The sequence below is a fragment of the Pseudomonas sp. P4_D7 genome, from assembly GCF_056401755.1.
Window position 1 is genome coordinate 87,542 of the sequence record NZ_JBFUIR010000011.1, and the last position, 20,962, is coordinate 108,503.

Annotated in this window: 18 protein-coding genes; all 18 read left to right on the forward strand. The window is 58.1% G+C overall.

The genetic code is table 11. The features are described from left to right. The first annotated feature begins 119 nt into the window (after window positions 1–119). The 18 genes from rpsB (at window position 120) to tilS (ending at window position 20,900) form a co-directional block, all read left to right on the forward strand. Window positions 120–857 (forward strand): 30S ribosomal protein S2, encoded by a 738-nt coding sequence (gene rpsB / locus AC1DVF_RS10145; protein ID WP_003222119.1) that lies wholly within the window; start codon window positions 120–122, stop codon window positions 855–857. A 192-nt stretch (window positions 858–1,049) separates the two neighbouring features. After that, window positions 1,050–1,913, forward strand: coding sequence for a translation elongation factor Ts (gene tsf, locus AC1DVF_RS10150; RefSeq protein WP_093436595.1), 864 nt, complete (start codon window positions 1,050–1,052; stop codon window positions 1,911–1,913). A gap of 210 nt (window positions 1,914–2,123) precedes the next feature. Next, complete coding sequence (gene pyrH, locus AC1DVF_RS10155; protein WP_003222124.1) at window positions 2,124–2,867, forward strand: UMP kinase; 744 nt, start codon at window positions 2,124–2,126, stop codon at window positions 2,865–2,867. Continuing rightward, window positions 2,864–3,421 carry a ribosome recycling factor gene (gene frr, locus AC1DVF_RS10160; RefSeq protein ID WP_034156333.1) on the forward strand — a complete coding sequence of 186 codons (558 nt, stop codon included), beginning with the start codon at window positions 2,864–2,866 and terminating at the stop codon, window positions 3,419–3,421. Before pyrH ends, frr begins: the two co-directional genes overlap by 4 nt. Before the next feature lie 14 nt (window positions 3,422–3,435). Beyond that, window positions 3,436–4,191 (forward strand): polyprenyl diphosphate synthase, encoded by a 756-nt coding sequence (gene uppS, locus AC1DVF_RS10165; RefSeq protein ID WP_007908854.1) that lies wholly within the window; start codon window positions 3,436–3,438, stop codon window positions 4,189–4,191. Then, a complete protein-coding gene (locus AC1DVF_RS10170) occupies window positions 4,191–4,997 on the forward strand; it encodes a phosphatidate cytidylyltransferase (protein ID WP_093436592.1) in 807 nt (268 codons plus the stop codon). The genes uppS and AC1DVF_RS10170 overlap by 1 nt, the downstream gene beginning before the upstream one ends. Continuing rightward, window positions 4,994–6,184, forward strand: a complete 1,191-nt coding sequence (ispC, locus tag AC1DVF_RS10175) for a 1-deoxy-D-xylulose-5-phosphate reductoisomerase (RefSeq protein WP_093436589.1) — start codon at window positions 4,994–4,996, stop codon at window positions 6,182–6,184. Before AC1DVF_RS10170 ends, ispC begins: the two co-directional genes overlap by 4 nt. Window positions 6,185–6,238: 54 nt before the next feature. Then, window positions 6,239–7,591 carry a sigma E protease regulator RseP gene (gene rseP, locus AC1DVF_RS10180; RefSeq protein ID WP_093436586.1) on the forward strand — a complete coding sequence of 451 codons (1,353 nt, stop codon included), beginning with the start codon at window positions 6,239–6,241 and terminating at the stop codon, window positions 7,589–7,591. Window positions 7,592–7,665: 74 nt separating this feature from the next. Continuing rightward, a complete protein-coding gene (bamA, locus tag AC1DVF_RS10185) occupies window positions 7,666–10,041 on the forward strand; it encodes an outer membrane protein assembly factor BamA (protein WP_093436583.1) in 2,376 nt (791 codons plus the stop codon). A gap of 45 nt (window positions 10,042–10,086) precedes the next feature. Beyond that, window positions 10,087–10,590, forward strand: coding sequence for an OmpH/Skp family outer membrane protein (locus AC1DVF_RS10190; RefSeq protein WP_007908849.1), 504 nt, complete (start codon window positions 10,087–10,089; stop codon window positions 10,588–10,590). 3 nt (window positions 10,591–10,593) lie between these two features. Then, complete coding sequence (gene lpxD / locus AC1DVF_RS10195; RefSeq protein ID WP_099758127.1) at window positions 10,594–11,649, forward strand: UDP-3-O-(3-hydroxymyristoyl)glucosamine N-acyltransferase; 1,056 nt, start codon at window positions 10,594–10,596, stop codon at window positions 11,647–11,649. A gap of 106 nt (window positions 11,650–11,755) precedes the next feature. Then, complete coding sequence (gene fabZ / locus AC1DVF_RS10200; protein WP_003222142.1) at window positions 11,756–12,196, forward strand: 3-hydroxyacyl-ACP dehydratase FabZ; 441 nt, start codon at window positions 11,756–11,758, stop codon at window positions 12,194–12,196. After that, entirely contained in the window at window positions 12,193–12,969 is a 777-nt protein-coding gene (gene lpxA, locus AC1DVF_RS10205; protein ID WP_038357910.1) for an acyl-ACP--UDP-N-acetylglucosamine O-acyltransferase, read from the forward strand. The genes fabZ and lpxA overlap by 4 nt, the downstream gene beginning before the upstream one ends. 2 nt (window positions 12,970–12,971) lie before the next feature. Further along, window positions 12,972–14,102 (forward strand): lipid-A-disaccharide synthase, encoded by a 1,131-nt coding sequence (lpxB, locus tag AC1DVF_RS10210; RefSeq protein WP_099758128.1) that lies wholly within the window; start codon window positions 12,972–12,974, stop codon window positions 14,100–14,102. An 11-nt stretch (window positions 14,103–14,113) separates the two neighbouring features. After that, entirely contained in the window at window positions 14,114–14,740 is a 627-nt protein-coding gene (rnhB, locus tag AC1DVF_RS10215; protein WP_093436573.1) for a ribonuclease HII, read from the forward strand. A gap of 76 nt (window positions 14,741–14,816) precedes the next feature. Beyond that, window positions 14,817–18,338, forward strand: a complete 3,522-nt coding sequence (gene dnaE / locus AC1DVF_RS10220; RefSeq protein ID WP_038357916.1) for a DNA polymerase III subunit alpha — start codon at window positions 14,817–14,819, stop codon at window positions 18,336–18,338. A gap of 139 nt (window positions 18,339–18,477) precedes the next feature. Further along, a complete protein-coding gene (locus tag AC1DVF_RS10225) occupies window positions 18,478–19,425 on the forward strand; it encodes an acetyl-CoA carboxylase carboxyltransferase subunit alpha (RefSeq protein ID WP_108225216.1) in 948 nt (315 codons plus the stop codon). Window positions 19,426–19,571: 146 nt separating this feature from the next. Beyond that, window positions 19,572–20,900 (forward strand): tRNA lysidine(34) synthetase TilS, encoded by a 1,329-nt coding sequence (gene tilS / locus AC1DVF_RS10230; protein WP_477782407.1) that lies wholly within the window; start codon window positions 19,572–19,574, stop codon window positions 20,898–20,900. Window positions 20,901–20,962: the final 62 nt, after the last annotated feature.

A 20,962-nucleotide genomic window follows, 5' to 3' on the forward strand; every position in this document is an offset into this window, starting at 1 on the left:
CCCCGAAAAGCTTAAATCCACACACGTGTCGACACGATGACCTGGGTGCTTTTGGCTTTATGCCACTGGTTGGTCATTGGGATACGTGGAGGCCAAACCCGACTTATTAAGGAACTATCATGTCCCAAGTCAACATGCGCGATATGCTGAAGGCCGGTGTGCACTTCGGTCACCAAACCCGTTACTGGAATCCGAAAATGGGTAAGTACATTTTCGGCGCGCGTAACAAGATTCACATCATCAACCTTGAAAAAACCCTGCCAATGTTCAACGAAGCTCTGACTTTCGTAGAGCGTCTGGCCCAGGGCAAAAACAAGATTCTGTTCGTCGGCACCAAGCGTTCCGCTGGCAAGATCGTTGCTGAAGAAGCAGCACGTTGCGGTTCGCCGTACGTCGATCACCGCTGGTTGGGCGGCATGCTGACCAACTTCAAAACCATTCGTGCTTCCATCAAGCGTCTGCGTGACCTTGAAGTTCAAGCCGAAGACGGTACTTTCGCCAAGCTGACCAAGAAAGAAGCGCTGATGCGCTCCCGTGACCTGGAAAAGCTGGATCGTTCGCTGGGCGGCATCAAGGACATGGGCGGTCTGCCAGACGCACTGTTCGTGATCGACGTTGACCACGAGCGCATCGCGATCACCGAAGCCAACAAGCTGGGCATCCCGGTAATCGGCGTTGTCGACACCAACAGCAGCCCGGAAGGCGTTGACTACATCATCCCAGGCAACGATGACGCAATCCGCGCTATCCAGCTGTACATGGGTTCGATGGCTGACGCAGTGATCCGTGGTCGCAACAATGTTGCTGGCGGCACTGTAGAATTCGCAGCTGAAGAAACTCAGGCTGCAGCTGAGTAATTAACGCCCTGGCGTTGACTCAGTAAGCAAAAAGGGGGCTTGGCCCCCTTTTTGCCACCTCGAAAACCATTTGTCGGCGGCGCAGCTACAGCTCCTGTAACGTGCAGCAGCTACAAGGTGGGGCTCGGGACGAATTGAACGCCCGTTCGATCGGGTGGAATGGTTGAAAACCTATCCAAGAGGAATTTGAAAATGGCAGCAATTACTGCAGCGTTGGTTAAAGAACTGCGCGAGCGTACCGGCGAAGGCATGATGGACTGCAAGAAAGCCCTGGAAAAGGCTGACGGCGACATCGAAAAAGCCATTGATGACATGCGTGCTTCGGGCGCGATCAAGGCTGCGAAAAAGGCTGGCAACGTTGCCGCTGAAGGCGCAATCGCAATCAAGGACGACGGTAAAGCTGCCGTTATCCTGGAAGTGAACTCGCAGACCGACTTCCTGGCCCTGCAAGACGACTTCAAAAACTTCGTTGCTGCCAGCGTTGAAAAAGCCTTCGCTGACAAGCTGACCGACGCTGCTCCGCTGATCGCTTCGCAAGAAGCTGCTCGTGAAGCACTGGTTGCCAAAGTAGGCGAGAACGTCAACATCCGTCGTCTGACCCGTATCGAAGGCGACGTTGTAGGTTCGTACCTGCACGGCAACAAGATCGGTGTTGTTGTGGCTCTGAAAGGCGGTGACGTCGAGCTGGCCAAAGACATCGCGATGCACGTCGCTGCCAGCAACCCTGAGTTCCTGCTGCCTTCGCAAGTTTCGGCTGAAGCGATCGAGCGTGAAAAAGCTGTGTTCCTGCAGCTGAACGAAGAGAAGATCAAAGGCAAGCCAGAAAACATTGTTGAGAACATGGTCAAAGGCCGTATCAGCAAGTTCCTGGCAGAAGCAAGCCTGGTTGAGCAGGCGTTCGTCAAGAACCCTGAAATCAAGGTTGGCGAGCTGGCCAAGAAAGGCGGCGCAGAAATCGTTTCCTTCACTTACTACAAAGTAGGCGAAGGCATCGAGAAGCCGGTCGACAACTTCGCTGAAGAAGTTGCTGCCCAGCTGGCTGCCGCCAAGCAATAAGACGGTTTTTCAACTGTCGCCCGAAAGAGGCTGCCCGCTTACGCGCGCAGCCTCTTTTCAGATGGGGTTGCCAATTTTTAATTGGTTTCCACTTGGAACTGACTTACAAAGCCATGTTCCGATGGCGCTGAAGCAGCGCCAAGCTAGAGTGAACGCCAGCTGTAAACAGCTCGCAAAGAATTTTTAAATACGCCGCAGGAGAGATTCGCAATGGCTCAGCAGGGCAGTGGTTATCAGGCTCGCTATAAACGCATTCTACTCAAGCTTAGCGGCGAGGCCCTGATGGGCTCGGAAGAGTTCGGGATCGATCCAAAAGTGCTGGATCGGATGGCGCTGGAAGTCGGCCAACTGGTCGGCATCGGCGTACAGGTCGGTCTGGTGATCGGTGGTGGCAACCTGTTCCGTGGCGAAGCGTTGAGCAAAGCCGGTATGGATCGGGTGACAGGTGACCACATGGGCATGCTGGCCACTGTGATGAACGCCCTGGCCATGCGCGACGCGCTGGAGCGTGCCAATATCTCGGCCATCGTGATGTCGGCCATTTCCATGGTGGGCGTGACCGATCACTATGATCGCCGCAAAGCCATGCGCCACCTGAACTCCAAAGACGTGGTGATTTTCGCGGCCGGTACCGGTAATCCGTTCTTCACCACGGATTCGGCAGCCTGCCTGCGTGCAATCGAAATCGATGCCGATGTCGTGCTTAAGGCGACCAAGGTCGATGGCGTCTACACCGCTGACCCGTTCAAAGACCCGCATGCCGAGAAGTTCGATCATCTGACTTATGATGAAGTACTGGATCGCAAGCTGGGTGTGATGGATCTGACCGCTATTTGCCTGTGCCGCGACCACAAGATGCCGCTGCGCGTATTCAACATGAACAAGCCCGGTGCCCTGCTGAACATCGTCCATGGCGGCGCTGAAGGCACCCTGATCGAGGAAGGTCAACAATGATCAACGAAATCAAAAAAGACGCTCAAGAGCGCATGCAGAAATCCCTGGACTCTCTGACCCACGCCTTTGGTCAGATTCGTACCGGCAAGGCTCACCCAAGCATTCTGGGTAGCGTGATGGTGCCGTACTACGGCGCAGACACCTCCATCACTCAAGTGGCGAACATCACCGTTAAGGACTCGCGTACCCTGCAAGTCGTTGCGTTCGAGCGCAACATGCTCGCCGCAGTCGACAAGGCAATCCAGAGCGCTGGCCTGAACCTCAACCCGACCAACCTGGGCGAGTTGTTGCTGATCTCCATGCCGGCCCTGACTGAAGAAACCCGCAAGGGCTTCACCAAGCAGGCGCGCAGTGCTGCCGAAGACGCGCGAGTTGCCGTGCGCAACATTCGTCGTGATGCCTTGGGTGAGCTGAAGAAGCTGGTCAAAGACAAAGAAATCAGCGAAGACGAAGAGCGTCGTGCTGCTGCCGATATTCAGAAAATCACCGACAAGGCTGAAGCTGATATCGACGCGGCTACCAAGCAAAAAGAAGCGGATCTGATGGCCGTATAAGGTTCGAGCTTTTAATGGACAAGACCAAGCAGACTGCGCCGTCCGCGGTGCCGCGCCATGTCGCGATCATCATGGATGGCAACAATCGCTGGGCGAAAAAACGCTTTATGCCGGGTGTCGCCGGGCATAAAGCGGGCGTGGATGCTGTGCGGGCCGTCATCGAGGTGTGCGCCGAGGCCAAGGTCGAGGTGCTCACCCTGTTCGCGTTTTCCAGTGAAAACTGGCAGCGCCCGGCCGATGAAGTCAGTGCCTTGATGGATCTGTTCTTCAAGGCATTGCGTCGTGAGGCCAAGCGCCTCAACGACAACAACATCAGCCTGCGCATCATCGGCGATCGTTCACGCTTTCATCCGGAGCTTCAGGCAGCAATGCGTGAAGCTGAAGCGATGACGGCCGGTGCCAACCGTTTCATCCTGCAGATCGCCGCCAATTATGGCGGTCAGTGGGATATTGCACAGGCTGCCCAGCGTCTGGCGCGTGAAGTCCAGGCCGGGCACCTGCGCCCGGAAGACATCACCCCGGATCTGTTGCAAACCTGTCTGGCGACCGGCGATCTGCCATTGCCGGACCTGTGCATCCGTACCGGTGGCGAACACCGCATCAGCAACTTCTTGCTGTGGCAACTGGCTTACGCCGAGTTGTACTTCTCCGACCTGTTCTGGCCGGACTTCAAACACGATGCCATGCGTAATGCGCTGGCCGATTTCGCTTCGCGCCAGCGTCGCTTCGGTAAAACGAGCGAACAGGTCGAAGCTGGAGCCCGGGTTTAATGCTTAAACAACGAATCATCACTGCGCTGATCCTGCTGCCGATCGCCTTGTGCGGTTTTTTCCTGCTCGAAGGTTCGGGTTTTGCCCTGTTCATCGGTCTGGTCGTGAGTCTGGGCGCCTGGGAATGGGCGCGTCTGGCGGGCTTTACCGCTCAATCGTTCCGCGTCGGGTATGCCGCGGTCGTCGCATTGATGTTGTTCGTCATGTATGTGCTGCCGGGCCTGGCACCTTGGGTGCTGGGGGCTTCGGTGCTCTGGTGGGCGGTGGCGACTTATCTGGTGCTGACATATCCGCGTTCCAGCGAGCATTGGTCCACGGCTGCCACCAAACTGGTCATTGGCTTGCTGATTCTGTTGCCGGCCTGGCAAGGTCTGGTGCAGATCAAGCAGTACCCGCTGGGTAACTGGCTGATCATGGCGGTGATGGTCTTGGTCTGGGGTGCCGATATTGGTGCTTACTTCTCCGGGCGCAAATTCGGCAAGCGCAAGCTCGCCCCGCAAGTCAGTCCGGGGAAAAGCTGGGAAGGCGTGTACGGTGGTCTGGTGCTGAGTCTGCTGATTACCGCCATTGTCGCGTTTGTCCGCGACTGGACCGTCGCCGAGTTGCTTAAAGGCTTGATTGGCGCTGCGCTGATCGTCTTCATCTCCGTGGTTGGCGATCTGACCGAAAGCATGTTCAAGCGTCAGTCCGGTATCAAGGACAGCAGTAATCTGCTGCCCGGTCATGGCGGCGTGCTTGATCGTATCGACAGTCTGACCGCGGCCATTCCGGTATTCGCCGTGCTGCTGTGGATGGCTGCACCGTGAGTCGCCCACAACAGATTACCGTTTTGGGTGCGACGGGCTCGATCGGCCTGAGCACGCTTGATGTCATTGCCCGTCATCCTGAGCGTTATCAGGTTTTCGCGTTGAGTGGTTTCACGCGTTTGAGCGAGCTTTTCGCCTTGTGCGTGCGCCACGTGCCGCAATTCGCTGTGGTGCCCGAGGCAGCTGCCGCGCGCAGTTTGCAGGACGATTTGCGTGCCGCCGGTTTGCCGACCCGCGTATTGGTAGGGGAAGAGGGCCTGTGTCAGGTCGCTGCTGCTCCGGAAGTCGATGCGGTGATGGCAGCAATCGTGGGTGCAGCAGGGCTGCGTCCGACCTTGGCGGCCGTTGAAGCAGGCAAGAAGATTCTTCTGGCCAATAAAGAGGCGCTGGTGATGTCCGGCGCCTTGTTCATGCAAGCGGTGCGCAAGAGCGGTTCAGTGCTGCTGCCGATCGACAGCGAACACAACGCGATTTTCCAGTGCATGCCACCGGATTTTGCTCGTGGATTGAGCTCGGTCGGTGTCCGTCGGATTTTACTCACAGCCTCTGGTGGTCCGTTCCGACAGACGCCCATGAGTGAATTGGCGCATGTTTCACCTGATCAGGCGTGTGCGCACCCGAACTGGTCCATGGGGCGCAAGATTTCGGTCGATTCGGCCAGCATGATGAATAAAGGTCTTGAGCTGATCGAGGCTTGTTGGTTGTTCGATGCAAAGCCTTCGCAGGTCGAGGTGGTGATTCACCCGCAGAGCGTGATTCACTCGCTGGTCGATTATGTCGACGGTTCGGTACTGGCGCAGTTGGGCAATCCCGATATGCGTACGCCGATTGCCAATGCCCTGGCCTGGCCGGAGCGCATTGATTCCGGTGTAGCACCACTGGATCTGTTCGCCGTCGCGCGTCTGGATTTCGAGGCGCCGGATGAAGAACGCTTCCCTTGCCTGCGTCTGGCGCGGCAAGCTGCCGAGGCTGGCGACAGCGCTCCGGCGATGCTCAATGCGGCCAATGAAGTGGCGGTGGCGGCGTTTCTCGACGGACGGGTCCGTTACCTGGAAATCGCGAGTATCATCGAGGAAGTCTTGAGCCTCGAGCCGGTTGTTGCATTGGCAGATCTCGAGGCCGTGTTTACGGCTGATGCCAAGGCGCGAGTCCTGGCTGAGCAATGGTTGAAGCGTCACGCTCGATAAAATTTGCAACACAATGGCTACACGCGGCACTGAACAGGATTGCGGAGAAAGTAGATGAGCGCGCTCTATATGATTGCCGGCACCCTGATCGCCTTGGGTGTGCTGGTCACCTTTCACGAATTCGGCCATTTCTGGGTCGCGCGTCGCTGTGGCGTCAAGGTTCTGCGCTTTTCCGTAGGCTTCGGCATGCCGTTGCTGCGCTGGCATGACAAGCAAGGCACCGAATTTGTAATCGCGGCGATACCGTTGGGTGGCTACGTCAAGATGCTCGATGAGCGCGAAGGCGAAGTGCCAGTCGATCAGCTTGACCAGTCATTCAACCGCAAATCCGTGCGTCAGCGTATCGCCATTGTTGCCGCCGGCCCGATTGCCAACTTCCTGTTGGCGTTGGTGTTCTTTTGGGTATTGGCCATGCTCGGCAGCGAGCAGATTCGCCCGGTCATTGGTGCAGTTGAATCCGGCAGTATCGCCGCCACTGCCGGTTTGAACGCTGGTCAGGAAATTGTTGCTGTCGATGGTGAGCCGACTACCGGTTGGGCTGCCGTCAATCTGCAATTGGTCCGGCGCCTTGGTGAAAGCGGTTCCCTGCAGTTGCTGGTGCGCGAACAGGGCACGACTGTCGATTCGCCGCGTGAGCTGAAGCTGGATAACTGGCTCAAAGGCGCAGATGAGCCGGATCCGATCCGCTCCCTGGGGATTCGCCCGTGGCGCCCGGCCTTGCCGCCGGTACTCGCCGAACTTGATCCGAAAGGTCCGGCCCAGGCGGCCGGCCTGAAGACCGGCGATCGTCTGTTGGCGCTCGACGGTCAGGCGTTGAATGACTGGCAGCAAGTGGTTGATACGGTACGTACGCGTCCTGATACCAAAATCATGCTGCGTATCGAGCGCGACAATGCTCAAATCGACGTCCCTGTGACCCTGGCAGCGCGCGGTGAAAGCAAATCGCCCAGCGGATATCTGGGGGCGGGCGTAAAAGCTGTCGACTGGCCACCGGAGATGATCCGCGAGGTCAGTTACGGGCCGTTGGCTGCTATTGGCGAGGGTGCCCGTCGCACTTGGACCATGAGCATTCTGACGCTCGATTCACTGAAGAAAATGCTGTTCGGCGAGCTCTCGGTAAAAAACTTGAGTGGACCGATAACCATTGCTAAAGTGGCGGGCGCTTCTGCCCAGTCGGGCGTCGCTGATTTCCTGAATTTCCTTGCTTATCTGAGTATTAGCCTGGGGGTTCTGAATTTGCTGCCCATTCCTGTACTGGATGGGGGGCATTTGTTGTTTTATCTGATCGAGTGGGCGCGTGGTCGCCCCTTGTCGGATCGGGTGCAAGGTTGGGGGATACAGATCGGTATCAGTTTGGTGGTCGGGGTGATGTTGCTTGCTCTGGTCAACGATCTGGGTCGTCTGTAACGCTTCGCTGAATTGCGAATCTGCCGCATTTTGCGGCAGTTTGTTTATTGCCAGTTGGAATAAGAAAGGACTTCATGAAACGTCTGCTGCTAACTGCGGTTCTCACCGTATTGATGATCGCCGAAGTTCACGCCGAGTCCTTCACTATCTCTGATATTCGCGTCAATGGCCTCCAGCGGGTCTCCGCGGGTAGCGTCTTTGGTGCCTTGCCGTTGAACGTCGGTGAGCAGGCGGATGATCGTCGCCTGGTGGAATCCACTCGTGCGTTGTTCAAAACCGGTTTCTTTCAAGATATCCAGCTGGGCCGCGAAGGCAACGTTCTGGTAATCACGGTCGTTGAACGCCCGTCGGTCGCCAGTATCGAGATCGAAGGCAACAAGGCGATCTCCACTGAAGACTTGATGAAAGGTCTCAAACAGTCCGGTCTGGCCGAAGGCGAGATCTTCCAGCGTGCCACCCTTGAGGGAGTGCGTAACGAACTGCAACGTCAGTACGTCGCGCAAGGTCGCTACTCGGCTACCGTTGATACCGAAGTGGTATCGCAGCCGCGTAACCGCGTGGGCCTGAAGGTGAAGATCAACGAAGGCACCGTTGCGGCCATTCAGCACATCAACGTGGTAGGCAACACGGTTTTCCCCGAGGAAGACCTGACCGACCTGTTCGAGTTGAAAACCACCAACTGGCTGTCGTTCTTCAAGAACGATGACAAGTACGCCCGTGAAAAACTGTCCGGTGACCTGGAGCGTCTGCGTTCCTACTACCTGGACCGTGGCTATATCAACATGGATATCGCTTCGACCCAGGTGTCCATCACCCCGGACAAGAAGCACGTCTACATCACTGTCAACGTCACTGAGGGCGAGAAGTACACCGTTCGTGACGTCAAGCTCAGTGGTGATCTGAAAGTCCCTGAAGATCAGGTCAAGTCCCTGCTGTTGGTGCAGAAGGGGCAGGTGTTCTCGCGCAAGCTGATGACTACCACATCCGAGCTGATCACCCGTCGTCTGGGTAATGAGGGTTACACCTTCGCCAACGTCAACGGCGTACCTCAGCCACACGATGATGATCACACTGTAGACATCCTGTTCGCTGTTGATCCGGGCAAGCGTGCCTACGTCAACCGCATCAACTTCCGTGGCAACACCAAGTCCGAAGACGAAGTGCTGCGTCGTGAAATGCGTCAGATGGAAGGCGGCTGGGCTTCGACTTACCTGATCGACCAGTCTAAAACCCGTCTTGAGCGTCTGGGCTTCTTTAAAGAAGTCAACGTTGAAACCCCGGCTGTTCCGGGTGTCGACGATCAGGTTGACGTGAACTACGCCGTCGAAGAACAGGCTTCCGGTTCGATTACCGCCAGCGTCGGTTTCGCCCAGAGTGCCGGTCTCATCCTTGGTGGTTCGATCACCCAGAACAACTTCCTCGGTACCGGTAACCGCGTCAGCGTTGGCCTGACCCGAAGCGAATACCAGAGCCGCTACAACTTCGGCTACGTTGACCCGTACTGGACCGCCGATGGCGTCAGCCTGGGTTACAACGCGTTCTATCGCACCACTGACTACAAAGACCTCGACGTCGACGTAGCAAGCTATGCGGTAGACAGCCTGGGTGCCGGCGTGAACGTTGGTTACCCGATCAGCGAAACTTCGCGTCTGACCTTCGGCCTGTCCGCTCAACAAGACACGATCAAGACCGGTACCTATACCGTTGACGAAATTTTCGACTTCGTTAACAAGGAAGGCGACAAGTACCTGAACTTCAAGGCGTCGGCCGGCTGGTCCGAATCGACCCTGAACAAAGGCGTGTTGCCGACCCGTGGCCGTTCCCAGAGCCTGACTCTGGAATCCACCATTCCTGGCAGTGACCTGTCGTTCTACAAACTTGATTACCGCGGTCAGCTGTTCCAGCCGATCAGCGAGAACTACACCCTGCGTCTGCACACCGAATTGGGTTATGGCGACGGTTACGGTTCGACCGACGGCTTGCCGTTCTATGAAAACTACTATGCTGGTGGTTTCAACTCGGTTCGTGGCTTCAAGGACAGTACCCTCGGCCCGCGCAGTACGCCGAGCCGTGGTACCAACCCGGGCACGCTGGCTGACCCGGACCAGGATCCACTGCCGTTCGGTGGTAACGTCCTGATCCAGGGTGGTGTCGAGGTTCTGTTCCCGCTGCCATTCGTAAAAGACCAGCGTTCCCTGCGCACTTCGGTATTCTGGGATGTGGGTAACGTATTTGACTCGCAGTGCAAGGACACTACCAATGCGAATGGCTCGACGTCGAACACCAAGTGTAACGACATCAGCCTGAGCAACATGGCCAGTTCCGTGGGTGTTGGCGTGACCTGGGTCACCGCACTGGGTCCTCTGAGCTTCGCGCTGGCCATGCCGGTCAAGAAGCCGGATGACGCTGATACTCAAGTGTTCCAATTCTCCCTCGGCCAGACGTTCTAAGCGTCTGACCCAAGATAACGACAATGGATTTTGTAGGAGTGCATCGTGCGTAAGTTGACTCAATTGGTTCTCCTGGCCTCCTTGATGGTGGCAGGCCCGGCATTTGCCGACATGAAAATTGCCGTTCTGAACTATCAGATGGCCTTGCTGGAATCCGACGCGGCGAAGAAATACGCCGTTGATGCCGAGAAGAAGTTCGGTCCGCAACTGACCAAGCTGAAGACGCTGGAAAGCAGCGCCAAGGGCATTCAGGACCGTCTGATGGCCGGTGGCGACAAAATGCAGCAAGGTGAGCGCGAGCGCCTGGAGCTGGAATTCAAGCAAAAGGCCCGTGACTTTCAGTTCCAGTCCAAGGAACTGAACGAAGCCAAAGCCGTTGCCGACCGCGAAATGCTCAAGCAACTGAAGCCGAAACTGGATAGCGCAGTGGAAGAAGTCATCAAGAAAGGTGGTTTTGACCTGGTGTTCGAGCGTGGCGCAGTGATCGATGTCAAGCCTCAGTACGACATCACGCGCCAGGTAATCGAGCGCATGAATCAGCTGAAGTAACCCATGACCGTGACTATCAAGCTCGGCCAGTTGGCCGAGTTCCTCGGCGCCACCCTGCGTGGCGACCCTGAGAAGCAAATTACTGGGCTAGCCACTTTGCAAGAGGCTGGCCCAGCTCAGTTGAGCTTTCTGGCAAATCCTCAATATCGCAAATACCTGACGGGCTCGCAGGCGGCAGCACTGTTGCTCAAAGAGGCCGACGCCGAAGGTTTTGCCGGTAATGCTTTGGTGGTGCCTGATCCTTACCTGGCGTACGCGCGCATCTCCCACCTGTTCGATCCGAAGCCAAAAGCCTCTGCGGGTATCCATCCGTCAGCGGTGATTGCGCCGGACGCGGTGGTTGATCCAAGCGCCAGCATCGGCCCCTTTGTGGTGATCGAAGCCGGTGCGCGAATTGGCGCGCAGGTGACACTGGGCGCACATTGCGTTGTTGGTGCCCGCAGCGAAATCGGTGAAGGCGGCTGGCTCGCCCCACGCGTGACGCTGTATCACGATGTGCGTATCGGCAAGCGTGTGGTGATCCAGTCCGGTGCCGTGCTTGGTGGTGAAGGCTTCGGCTTCGCCAACGAAAAAGGTATCTGGCAGAAGATCGCCCAGATCGGTGGCGTGACCATCGGCGACGATGTCGAGATTGGCGTGAATACCGCCATCGACCGCGGCGCGCTGGCCGATACCGTCATTGGCAATGGCGTGAAGCTCGACAACCAGATCCAGATCGCCCACAACGTTCAGGTCGGTGATCACACTGCTATGGCGGCCTGCGTCGGGATCTCCGGCAGCACCAAAATCGGCAAGCATTGCATGCTGGCCGGCGGTGTTGGCCTGGTAGGCCATATTGATATTTGCGACAACGTTTTCCTGACCGGAATGACCATGGTGACTCACTCGATTACCGAGCCGGGTGCCTATTCTTCCGGTACAGCCATGCAACCGGCGGCCGAATGGCGCAAAAGCGCGGCCCGCATCCGTCAGCTCGATGACATCGCGCGACGTTTGAAACAGCTGGAAAAGCGCGTAGGGGAAGTGACCCCTGACGGCAATGCTTCATCAGATGGCTGATACCATTTCCATATCAAGTGTGCACAGCCTCTAGACTGCCTCCTTGATTTGCTAGAGGAGTGCGCGTCAGTCGCGCTCCCAATCTTTACATAGGCTTCCCCCCGAAATGATGGACATCAACGAGATTCGCGAATACCTGCCTCACCGTTACCCGTTCCTGCTGGTGGACCGGGTGGTGGAACTGGACACTGAAGGCAAGCGCATTCGCGCCTACAAGAATGTCAGCATCAATGAACCGTTCTTCAATGGTCACTTCCCTGCGCATCCAATCATGCCGGGCGTACTGATCATCGAAGCGATGGCTCAGGCTGCCGGGATCCTCGGTTTCAAAATGCTTGATGTGAAGCCTGCCGACGGCACGCTGTATTACTTCGTCGGTTCCGACAAGCTGCGCTTCCGCCAGCCAGTCTTGCCGGGCGACCAGTTGATCCTCGAAGCCAAGTTCATCAGCTGCAAGCGTCAGATCTGGAAATTCGAGTGCCAGGCTTCGGTCGATGGCAAGCCGGTCTGCTCGGCTGAAATCATCTGCGCGGAACGCAAGCTATGAGTTTGATTGACCCTCGCGCAATCATCGATCCGTCGGCCGTTCTGGCTGATGGCGTCGAGGTCGGCCCGTGGTCGATCATCGGCGCAGGTGTGGAAATCGGCGAGGGTACCGTGATCGGGCCGCATGTAATCCTCAAAGGCCCGACCCGCATCGGCAAGCACAATCGCATCTACCAGTTTTCCTCGGTAGGCGAAGACACGCCTGATCTGAAGTACAAGGGTGAAGAAACTCGCCTGGTGATCGGTGACCACAACGTCATCCGTGAAGGCGTGACCATTCACCGTGGCACCGTGCAAGACCGTTCGGAAACCACGCTGGGCGATCACAACCTGATCATGGCTTATGCCCACATCGGGCATGACAGCGTCATCGGCAACCACTGCATTCTGGTCAACAACACCGCGTTGGCCGGGCATGTGCACGTGGATGACTGGGCGATCCTTTCCGGATTCACCCTGGTTCACCAGTATTGCCACATCGGCGCTCACAGCTTTTCCGGTATGGGCACTGCGATCGGCAAGGACGTTCCTGCGTTCGTCACCGTGTTCGGCAACCCTGCCGAAGCGCGCAGCATGAACTTCGAAGGCATGCGCCGTCGCGGTTTCAGCGAAGACGCGATTCATACCCTGCGTCGCGCTTACAAAACCGTCTATCGCCAAGGTCTGACGGTTGAGCAGGCGCTGGCCGAACTGGCTGAACCTGCTGCGCAATACCCGGAAGTTGCGATATTCCGCGACTCCATCCAGTCGTCGACTCGCGGCATCACGCGCTGATCATGGCCAATCTGCGTATTGCGCTGGTGGCGGGTGAAGCTTCCGGTGACATTCTCGGTGCCGGCCTCATGCGCGCGCTCAAGGCTCAGCATCCGGCGGTCGATTTCATCGGCGTCGGTGGCCCGTTGATGCAGGCTGAAGGCCTGACTTCCTACTTTCCCATGGAGCGCTTGTCGGTCATGGGCCTGGTGGAAGTCCTCGGTCGTTTGCGCGAATTGCTCAAGCGCCGCAAAGACCTGATCGCGACGCTGATCGCCGAGAAGCCGGATGTGTTCATCGGCATCGACGCGCCGGACTTCAACCTCAATATCGAACTCAAGCTGCGTCAGGCCGGGATCAAGACCGTGCATTACGTCAGCCCGTCGGTGTGGGCGTGGCGGCAGAAGCGTGTGCTGAAGATTCGCGAAGGCTGCGACCTGATGCTGACGCTGCTGCCGTTCGAAGCAAAATTTTACGAAGAAAAGGGCGTGCCGGTGCGGTTCGTCGGCCACACGCTGGCCGATACCATTCCGCTGGAAGCTGATCGCGCTGCGGCGCGTGCCGAGCTGGGCCTGCCCGACGGCCCGCTGGTGGCGTTGATGCCCGGCAGTCGCGGCGGCGAAGTCTCCCGTCTGGGCGCGCTGTTCCTCGACACCGCCGAACGTCTGCGTGCGATGCACCCGGGTTTGCGCTTTGTCATCCCGTGCGCCAACCCTGAACGCCGCGCGCAACTTGAAGAGCTGCTCGCCGGGCGTGATCTGCCGGTGACCTTGCTCGACGGCAAATCCCATCTGGCCCTGGCAGCGTGCAATGCCGTGTTGATTGCCTCCGGCACCGCGACCCTCGAAGCGCTGTTGTACAAGCGGCCGATGGTGGTGGCGTACCGCTTGGCGCCGTTGACGTTCTGGATTCTCAAACGCATGGTCAAGAGCCCGTACGTGTCCTTGCCGAACCTGCTGGCCCAGCGCCTGCTGGTCCCGGAATTGTTGCAGGATGATGCGACAGTCGATGCGCTGGCACAGACCCTGTCGCCACTGATCGAAGGTGGCGAAGAACAGACCCGTGGTTTCGACGAGATCCACCGCACGTTGCGGCTGGATGCCTCCAATCAGGCGGCGGACGCCGTCCTTAACCTGATCGGTCAAACGCGATGAGCAAGACAAGCATGCAGATGGGCCTGGATTTCACCCTGGTCGCCGAAGTTGAAGAGCTGGTGGCCGGCGTTGATGAAGTCGGTCGTGGCCCGTTGTGCGGTGCGGTGGTGACGGCGGCGGTGATCCTCGATCCGAACCGGCCGATCCTCGGTCTCAACGACTCGAAGAAACTCACTGAGGCCAAGCGCGAAAAGCTTTACGACGAAATCATCGAAAAGTCCTTGAGCTGGTGTATTGCGCGCGCCGAAGTGGAAGAAATCGACGAGCTGAACATCTTGCACGCGACCATGCTGGCCATGCAGCGCGCCGTCGCCGGCCTGCACATTCAGCCGAAACTGGCGATGATCGACGGCAACCGCTGCCCGCAACTGCCGATGCGTGCCGAAGCGGTGGTGCAGGGCGACGGCAAGGTGCCGGCGATTGCTGCTGCGTCGATTCTGGCCAAAGTCAGTCGCGACCGCGAAATGGCTGCATTCGAATTGATCTATCCGGGTTACGGCATCGGCGGCCATAAAGGCTACCCGACGCCCGTTCATCTGGAAGCCTTGTCGCGTCTTGGCCCGACGCCGATTCACCGGCGCTCGTTCGCCCCGGTGCGTCTGGCTTACGAAGCGCTGGAAGGTCTGACGCAGGTTTAGTCGCAAGGCTGATGTTTTGTTCGAGGCCCGGTACAATCCGGGCCTTGTTGTCTCTATGTAACTGGACAGGATCACTATGCCGGCTTCATTCGTTCATCTACGCCTGCACACTGAATACTCCCTGGTCGACGGGCTGGTGCGGATCAAGCCGCTGGTCAAGGCACTGACGGCCATGAACATGCCGGCGGTCGCGGTCACCGACCAGAACAACATGTGTTCCCTGGTCAAATTCTACAAAAACACCATGGGCGCGGGCATCAAGCCGATCTGCGGCGCCGACCTGTGGCTGTCGAACAAGGACCCGGACGCACCGCTGAGCCGGCTCAGCCTGTTGGTGATGAACGCCAAGGGCTATCGCAACCTCACCGAGTTGATCTCGCGCGGCTTCATCGAAGGCCAGCGCAACGGAATGATCATCGTCGAGCGCGAGTGGGTTGCTGAAGCCAACGAAGGCCTGATCATGCTGTCCGCCGCCAAAGAAGGCGAGATCGGCATGGCCATGATCGGCGGCAACCCGGCTGAAGCTGAAGCCTTGGCGCGCGAATGGATGGCGGTATTCCCGGATCGTTTCTATCTGGAAATCCAGCGCACCAATCGCCCTAACGATGAAGAACAGCTGCACGGTGCCGTTGCACTCGCCGACAAGCTCGGCGCGCCGCTGGTGGCGACCAACGATGTGCGTTTCATCAAGCAGGAAGACTTCGCCGCCCACGAAACCCGCGTGTGCATCGGTGAGGGCCGTGCCCTCGACGATCCGCGGCGCTCGAAGAATTATAGCGATCAGCAATACCTGAAAAGCGCCGAGGAAATGATCGAGCTGTTCAGCGATATTCCCGACGCCATCGAAAACACCGTCGAAATCGCCAAGCGCTGCAATATCGAAGTGAAGCTGGGCACTCACTTCCTGCCTAACTTCCCGATTCCCGATGGCATGACCATCGACGAGTATTTCCGCAAAGTCTCCTTCGACGGTCTGGAAGAACGCTTGTCGGTGCTGCTGCCCAAGGACACCACCGAAGACTACGAAGCCAAGCGTCAGGTCTACGTCGACCGGCTGAATTTCGAGCTGGATATCATTATCCAGATGGGTTTCCCCGGTTACTTCCTGATCGTGATGGACTTTATCCAGTGGGCCAAGAACAACGGCGTGCCGGTAGGTCCGGGCCGTGGGTCGGGTGCCGGTTCGTTGGTGGCTTATGTACAGAAGATCACCGACCTCGATCCGCTGGAATACGACCTGCTGTTCGAACGATTCCTTAACCCGGAACGGGTCTCCATGCCCGACTTCGACGTCGACTTCTGCATGGATGGTCGCGACCGCGTTATCGATTATGTGGCCGAAAAATACGGTCGCAACGCGGTAAGCCAGATCATCACCTTCGGTTCCATGGCGGCCAAGGCTGTGGTGCGTGACGTGGCGCGGGTGCAGGGCAAGTCCTACGGCCTGGCGGATCGTCTGTCGAAGATGATTCCGTTCGAAGTCGGCATGACCCTGGAAAAAGCCTACGAGCAGGAAGAAATCCTCCGTGACTTCATCAAGGTTGATGAAGAAGCTGCGGAAATCTGGGAAATGGCACGCAAGCTCGAAGGCGTTGTGCGTAACGTTGGTAAACACGCCGGTGGTGTGGTTATTGCGCCGACCAAACTGACGGACTTCTCGCCAATCTATTGCGATGAAGCCGGTGACGGTCTGGTGACCCAGTTCGACAAGGACGACGTTGAAGCGGCTGGTCTGGTGAAGTTCGACTTCCTCGGTCTGCGGACCCTGACGATCATCGACTGGGCGCTGAAAACCATTAACCGCGACCGCGCCAAGGTCAACGAGCCGCCGCTGGATATCGCGTTTATCCCGCTGGACGACAAACCGACCTACTCGTTGTTGCAGAAAGCTGAAACCACCGCGGTGTTCCAGCTTGAATCGCGCGGCATGAAAGAGCTGATCAAAAAGCTCAAGCCCGACTGCCTGGAAGACCTGATCGCACTGGTGGCCCTGTTTCGTCCGGGCCCGCTGCAGTCCGGCATGGTGGACGACTTCATCAACCGTAAGCACGGCCGCGCCGAACTGGCCTACCCGCACTCGGATTACCAGTACGAGGGTTTGAAGCCTGTTCTGGCGCCGACTTACGGCATCATCCTGTATCAGGAACAGGTGATGCAGATTGCTCAGGTCATGGCCGGTTACACCCTTGGCGGTGCAGACATGCTCCGTCGGGCGATGGGTAAGAAAAAACCCGAGGAAATGGCCAAGCAGCGCGGCGGTTTCATTGAAGGTTGCGCGACCAACAACATCGACGCCGACCTTGCCGGTAACATTTTCGACCTGGTAGAAAAATTCGCCGGTTACGGCTTCAACAAATCCCACTCCGCCGCCTACGGCCTGGTCTCGTACCAGACTGCGTGGCTGAAAGCCCACTACCCGGCGCCGTTCATGGCTGCGGTACTGTCGGCGGACATGCACAACACCGACAAGGTCGTGACCTTGATCGAGGAAGTGCGCACGATGAAGCTGCGCCTCGATGCGCCGGACGTGAACACTTCGGAGTTCAAGTTCACGGTGAACGACGACGGCCGCATCGTCTACGGCCTGGGCGCGATCAAAGGTGTTGGTGAAGGCCCGGTTGAGGCGATCACCGAGGCGCGTCAGGAAGGTCCGTTCAAGGATCTGTTCGACTTCTGCGCGCGGGTCGACCTCAAGCGCATCAACAAACGTACCCTCGACGGCTTGATCCGCAGCGGTGCGCTGGATCGTCTGGGGCCGTACTTCCATGACGAACAGAAGGCTTATCAGGCCAACATCGACCGCAACCGCGCCGTGCTGCTGGCAGCGATGGAAGAGGCGATCAAGGCGGCCGAGCAGACCGCGCGTACCCACGACTCTGGTCACGCCGACCTGTTTGGCGGGCTGTTTGTCGAGGAAGACGCCGACGTGTATGCGTCGCACCGCAAGGCCAAGGAGCTGACGCTTAAGGAGCGCCTCAAAGGTGAGAAAGACACCTTGGGCCTGTACCTGACCGGTCACCCGATCGACGAATACGAAGGCGAGATCCGCCGTTTCGCCCGTCAGCGCATCATCGACCTGAAGCCGGCGCGCGATACGCAAACCGTGGCGGGGATGATCATTGCCCTGCGGGTGATGAAGAACAAGAAGGGCGACAAGATGGGTTTCATCACCCTCGACGACCGTTCGGGGCGGATTGAGGCGTCGCTGTTTGCCGATGCGTTCCACTCTGCGCAGTCGTTGTTGCAGACCGACGCGATGGTGGTGGTCGAAGGCGAAGTCAGCAACGATGACTTCTCCGGTGGCCTGCGCCTGCGCGTCAAGCGGGTGATGAGCATGGAAGACGCGCGCACCAATCTGGCCGAAAGCCTGCGCCTGAAGCTGCAAACCCAGGATCTGAAAGGCGATCAGCTACGCTGGTTGGGGGATTTGCTCAAGCGTCATCGCGGCGCGTGCCCGATCACCATGGAGTACACCAGTCCGGATGCGAAGACCTTGCTGCAGTTCGGCGAGACCTGGCGGATTGATCCGGCGGATGCGTTGATTCAAGCCCTGCGTGACCAGTTCGGGCGAGACAACGTCTTCCTCCAATACCGTTGACCGGCAAGTGCCATCATGGCGCTTGCCCGCAACCTGAATTTTTAATCTCGACCTCAGCGCGCCTCTCCCTTAAGGTAGGGCGCGAATAGACAACCGGCCGGCCCAAGCTCATTTGGGACACGACCCAAGACGGACGCCTATGAACCCGAATTTTCTAGATTTCGAACAGCCGATCGCCGACCTGCAAGCCAAGATCGAAGAGTTGCGCTTGGTCGGTAATGACAATTCGCTGAATATCGGCGATGAGATCTCCCGCCTGCAGGACAAGAGCAAAACGCTGACCGAAGACATCTTTGGCAAGCTGACCAGCTGGCAGATCGCACGTCTGGCGCGTCACCCGAAACGCCCGTACACCCTCGATTACATCGAGCACATCTTCACCGAGTTCGACGAACTGCACGGCGACCGTCACTTCTCTGACGACGCGGCCATCGTTGGCGGTATCGCCCGTCTGGAAGACCAGCCGGTGATGATCATCGGTCACCAGAAGGGTCGTGAAGTCCGCGAGAAGGTGCGCCGTAACTTCGGCATGCCGCGTCCGGAAGGCTACCGCAAGGCTTGCCGTCTGATGGAGATGGCCGAGCGTTTCAAAATGCCGATCCTGACCTTCATCGACACCCCGGGTGCCTATCCTGGCATCGACGCTGAAGAGCGTAACCAGAGCGAAGCGATCGCCTGGAACCTGCGCGTGATGTCGCGCCTGAAGACCCCGATCATCGCCACCGTTATCGGTGAGGGTGGTTCCGGTGGTGCACTGGCCATTGGCGTCTGCGACCAGCTGAACATGCTGCAGTACTCGACCTACGCGGTAATCTCGCCGGAAGGTTGCGCTTCGATTCTGTGGAAAACCGCCGAAAAAGCGCCGGATGCTGCTGAAGCAATGGGCATCACTGCCGAGCGTCTGAAAGGCCTCGGCATTGTCGACAAGGTGATCAGCGAGCCTCTGGGCGGCGCCCACCGTGATCCGGCAGCTGCCGCTGCGTCGATCCGTGCCGAGCTGAGCTCGCAACTGGCGATGCTGAAGAAGTTCGATAACGAAGCGTTGCTGAAGCGCCGTTATGATCGACTGATGAGCTACGGTCTCTGATCGAACGCCGATTCAGCTGACAATGCAAAACACTGTGGGAGCGAGCTTGCTCGCGAAGGCGTTATAACAGGCAACGAAAATGTTGAATGTTGAACCGCTTTCGCGAGCAAGCTCGCTCCCACATTGGTTTCGGTGAAGGTGAAAAAATGAGTCAGCTCTCGATTGATTTGCCTTCCCGGTTATTACTGAGCCTTGAGCCTTGGCGCAACGCCACTCATTGGCGTATTGCATTCTCCGGTGGTCTCGATTCCACTGTTCTGCTGCATCTGCTCGCCTATCTCGCAAAATCCGAATCCCTCCCTCCACTCAGCGCTATTCATATTCACCACGGCCTCCAGGCTGCGGCTGACGCGTGGCCGCAGCATTGCCAGTCCGTGTGTGATGCGCTGGGAGTGCCGTTGCTGATCGAGCATGTGACGGTGCAACCAGGCGCGAGTCTGGAGCGGGCGGCGCGGGATGCGCGTTACGCCGTGTTCAGTGCGCTGACCCAAGCTAATGAGGCGTTAATCACTGGTCAGCACCGTGATGATCAGGCGGAAACACTGCTGTTCCGGCTGCTGCGTGGAGCGGGAGTGCGCGGATTGTCGGGAATGCCGCAGCAAAGGCCAGTGGGGCAGGGCATGTTGATTCGCCCGTTGCTGGATGTCACTCGAGCCGAGCTGGAACGTTACGCACAGGCTCACTCGTTAAGCTGGATCGAAGACCCGTCAAATCAGGATCGACAGTTCTCGCGCAATTACCTGCGCCATCAGGTCATGCCGGTGCTGAGCGAGCGCTGGCCGCAAGCGCAGGCGAACATGGCCCGCAGCGCCGCGCATCTGCGTGAAGCTCAGGGGCTGCTCGATGAGTTGGCGCAGATCGATCTGGCGCAAGCCGCGACTGCTCATGATTATGAATGGCTGGTTTTACCGTCGCTGGAACTGGCGCCACTCGCCGCACTGTCTGCTGCCCGGCAACGAAACGCGATCAGCCATTGGCTCGAACCCTTCACGCAACTGCCAGATACCGACCACTGGTCGGGTTGGAAAAATCTGTGCGATGCCGTTCACGATGCTTCACCGGTATGGCGTCTGGCCGATGGCGAGCTTCATCGCAGCGCCGGGCGTCTGTGGTGGCTGAGTGGCAACTGGTTGCGCACGCCAGTGATCGGCGTCGAGTGGCAGAGCCCGGCGTCAGCGCTACGCTTGGCCGATAACGGACATGTCACGTTCAGCGGGCAGACTCCCGTCGGGCCTTTGCGCATTGCCTATCGTCAGGGCGGTGAAGTCATGCAGCTGGCGGATCGCGGCCACCGTGACCTCAAGCGCCTGCTCAATGAGCGCGCGGTCCCGGGCTTCATGCGTGGCAGATTGCCGCTGCTGTTTCGCGGCGATGAATTGCTCGCGGTGGCGAATCTGCCGGGACTTGATGGTCATGCACAGGATGGCTGGAAATTGCATTGGCTGCCAACAGACGAAGATCAAGGTTTGAGCTGAAAGGAGCATTCCGGTAGACTACGCTCCCTTCTTGATACAACTTCTGTGGATTCGCCTGAATT